Origin of the sequence: Xanthomarina sp., from assembly GCF_035306705.1 — a bacterium.
In the GTDB taxonomy this organism is placed as follows: Bacteria; Bacteroidota; Bacteroidia; order Flavobacteriales; family Flavobacteriaceae; genus Xanthomarina.
Genome location: NZ_DATGNO010000095.1, coordinates 1 through 3565, shown reverse-complemented (window position 1 = coordinate 3565; position 3565 = coordinate 1). Strand labels below are relative to the sequence as shown.

Here is a 3565-nt window from a genome sequence, read left to right as displayed (position 1 = left end):
TTTATTTGGTTTGGTAAGTATTTACCAATTGTCTTTTACATTTAAGGCAAACAGTATAGACGAAGATGCAAGAGTATATGCAAGTGGCGATGCAGTTAAGGAACGTCAGTATTTAGATTCTATAGCCAACGAAAAAGTGTATAGCTTAGGAATTGCAGATTATACTTATAACGAGGTTAAGGAAAACGCCATGAACTTAGGTCTAGACCTAAAAGGTGGAGTAAACGTTATTCTACAAGTATCTGTTAAGGACATTTTAAAAGGATTGGCAAATTACAGCAAAGATCCAGTTTTTAACAAAGCTTTAGATGATGCTTCCGAACTTCAAAAAAGTAGTCAAAACACCTATTTAGAAGATTTCTTTAAAGCGTTCGATGCTATAAAAGGAGATACAAAATTGGCTTCCCCAGAAATTTTCGCCAATAGAACCTTAAGTGAAGAAATTACTTTCGACATGACGGATGATCAGGTAAAACCTATTATCTCTAGAAAAATTGACGAATCTATTATTTCTGCGTTCGAAGTCTTACGTAAACGTATTGATGAATTTGGGGTAACCTCTCCAAACATTCAACGTTTAGGAACTTCTGGACGTATTCTTGTGGAATTGCCAGGAGTTAAAGATGTACAACGTGCAACTACCTTACTTCAAAGTACCGCTCAACTAGAGTTTTGGGATGCTTACAAAGGCGAACAATTTATGGGCTTTTTAAACCAAGCCAATGAATTGCTTAAAGAAATTGAAGCTCCAGTACAAGAAACAACGACAGATGAAAATACTGAAGTAACTCAAGATTCTGAAGATTCTAAAATTGCTGATTTATTAGGAACCGATCCGGATTCTACAGGTGTTGAAAGCAATCCAATAGGAAAATTAATAAGAGGTTTTGGGTACCAAGGAGGTCCAATTGTAGCGCAATTTGCTATAAAAGATAAGGAAAAGGTACTTGGGTATTTAAATATGCCACAAGTAAGAGCTTTAATTCCTGCAGAAATGCGTGATGTGAAGTTTGTATTTGGTAAACCAGAAAAAGACAGTGAAATAGTAGATCTATATGCTTTAATTGGCAACAGAGACAATCTTCCTCCTTTAAGTGGAGCGGTGGTTACCGATGCACGTCAGGAATATGGCCCAACAAGTAAGCCAGTAGTATCTATGCAAATGAATGCTAAAGGTGCGAAAATCTGGGAAGAAATGACTGGAAAAGCTTTTGCTCAAGGAAGTCAAATTGCTATTGTACTGGATAATGTGGTGTATTCTGCACCAGGAGTTACTACTGGAGCTATTTCTGGAGGAAACTCTCAAATCTCTGGTAACTTTACATTAAATGAAGCAACAGATTTAGCTAACGTATTACGTGCAGGTAAATTACCAGCTTCAGCTGATATTATTCAAAGTGAAGTAGTAGGACCATCTTTAGGTCAAGAAGCTATCGATAGTGGTAAACTATCTTTCTTAATTGCTCTTGGAGTTGTATTATTATGGATGTTCCTTTACTATGGTAAAGCAGGTCTTTTTGCTGATATTGCCATGGCATTTAATATTTTATTAATATTTGGTGTTTTATCTGGACTAGGTGCTGTGTTAACCTTACCTGGAATTGCCGGTATTGTGTTGACCATTGGTATGTCGGTGGATGCGAACGTACTTATTTTCGAGAGGATTCGAGAGGAGCTCGCCAAAGGCAAAGGACAGAAAGAGTCTATACAAGATGGATTTAGCAATGCGTTATCGTCTATTTTAGATGCAAACATAACTACAGGTCTTACAGCTTTAATATTATTTATATTTGGAACGGGTCCTATTAAAGGATTTGCTACTACCTTAATTATTGGTATTGCTACCTCTTTATTTACAGCTATTTTTATTACTAGATTGTTAGTGGATTGGTATTCAGAAAAAGGTGGGAAATTAGATTTCTCTACGTCTTTAACCAAGAATCTATTTAGAAATATCAATATCGATTTCTTAAAAAAACGTAAGGCAGCCTATATTTTCTCAGCTATTATGTTGACAGTTAGTGCCGGGTCTTTACTTACAAATGGTTTAGATGAAGGTGTCGATTTTGTTGGAGGAAGAACCTACCAAGTCCGTTTTGACCAACCAGTAAGTGCTTCAGAAATTACAGACATCCTTTCAGAACCAGAAGTATTTGGATCTGCAGATGCTAAGACTTTTGGTAATGCCAATCAGTTGAAAATTACCACTAAGTTTAAGGTAGATGATACAAGTGCAGAAGTAGATGAGGAATTAAGACATTCGTTATTTACTGCCCTGGCTCCACACTTGGAAGGTGTTTCTTATGAAGATTTTGTAAGTGATAACGAGCATAAATCAGTAGGATTAATGAAATATTACAAAGTAAGTCCAACCATTGCTGATGATATTAAAACAGCTTCTGTTTGGGCTATCTTAGGATCGTTGGTTGTGGTATTCCTTTATATCTTATTCCGATTTAAAAAATGGCAATTCTCACTTGGAGCTGTTTTGGCAGTGTTCCATGACGTGGTTATCGTATTAGGTGTTTTCTCATTAACTTATAGATTTATGCCATTCTCTATGGAAATGGACCAAGCTTTTATTGCTGCTATCTTAACGGTAATTGGTTACTCGTTAAACGATACCGTGGTAGTGTTTGACAGAATTCGTGAATTCGTTAACGAGCATACAACTTGGCATTTCGATAAGATTGTTAACGCTTCTTTAAGTAGTACGTTAAGTAGAACCTTAAATACCTCTTTAACTACTTTAGTTGTGTTATTAGCTATCTTCATCTTTGGTGGAGATTCTATTAGAGGTTTTATGTTCGCCTTAATAGTAGGGGTTGTAGTTGGTACTTATTCATCTTTATTTATTGCAACACCAATTATGTACGATGCAGTGAAAAAAGGAGGTGCCCACGATTCTTTAAAAGATAAACCAAAAGAAGAAGTTGTTAAAGCATAAGCTTAAATAAGTGTAAATTATATAAAAAAAAGCCTTTTTGATTTGTTTCAAAAAGGCTTTTTTGTGTTTAGACCTTTCAGGTTTTTGAAACCTAAAAGGTCTAAATTAACTATTCTCGTTAATCCAAGCTTCCGTTAGTTTCCAAAGGGAGTCTTGATACTCTTTTTTAAAATAACCAAAATGCTGAACATCCTTAATGTTTAAGTCTGCTGGAATTAGATGTCTTCTATCCACTTCCACATGAGTGAATTTTGAAGCGAGCCAATCGACCGAAGCCTTTGAAGCGAATAAATCTCTCGGAAAACTAAGTATTAACACTGGACAGCTAACCGTACTAAAATACAATTCAGTCTTCTTAAAATGTCCAAACATATAATTGGGATGGATTCCCCATTGGCGCCATTGGTATGCTACTTGTTTAGGAATGTTCTCAAACAAGCCTAGTTTTTTAGCCGGAAAATAACCAAAAATTGGAGTTGTAAATGGAATGAGTACATACCAGAACATAAACATTCTAAATCTTGAAAAGCCTTTAAAATATTTCCAATAGCCAGTTTGTGAAGCAATGGTTATAATACTGTCTACAAGTTTAATCTCAGCATTTAAACCCATAAGCTG

The 3565-nt window shown here is 35.5% G+C and carries 2 protein-coding genes; one reads left to right on the top strand and one right to left on the bottom strand.

Annotation, left to right across the window (positions count from 1 at the left end):
- On the top strand, positions 1-2947 hold a 2947-nt coding region (gene secDF / locus VKY47_RS08335), incomplete at its 5' end, for a protein translocase subunit SecDF (protein ID WP_324311960.1).
- A gap of 105 nt (positions 2948-3052) precedes the next feature.
- Here the strand turns inward: secDF and VKY47_RS08330 are convergent.
- Positions 3053-3565 (bottom strand): alpha/beta hydrolase family protein (locus VKY47_RS08330; protein WP_473964602.1); only part of this gene is annotated, 513 nt, incomplete at its 5' end.